Source organism: Vibrio sp. HI00D65, from assembly GCF_001635455.1.
Taxonomy (GTDB): domain Bacteria; phylum Pseudomonadota; class Gammaproteobacteria; order Enterobacterales; family Vibrionaceae; genus Vibrio.
Map to the genome: position 1 here is coordinate 1 of NZ_LWEH01000257.1, position 263 is coordinate 263.

1 pseudogene is annotated in these 263 nt (G+C 45.6%); it reads right to left on the minus strand.

The annotated features are described in order from the left end of the window. A pseudogene (locus tag A3712_RS18455) lies at positions 1 to 217 on the minus strand (Hsp70 family protein); the annotation flags it as partial. Positions 218 to 263: the final 46 nt, after the last annotated feature.

Here is a 263-nt window from a genome sequence, read left to right on the forward strand (position 1 = left end):
GTTGGTATAGGAAAGAGCCAAGTTGGCTGCGAGTTTCTACTGTACCAGGAGCCGTAAGCTGAGGAATTGGCATTACCTCAACGCGTGCATCTTCATTGGTTGTGTCGATGTAAGACAAAACACAGTGTGTAGTACCCAAATCGATACCAACGCTGAACTTAGATGCTTGATCTTGAGTAGGTAGCTCTTGCGATGATGCCTGAGTTTGGTGTTCCATTATAGCTCTACCTCTGCCGGTGCAATTACAGATGCATCGTAGTTTT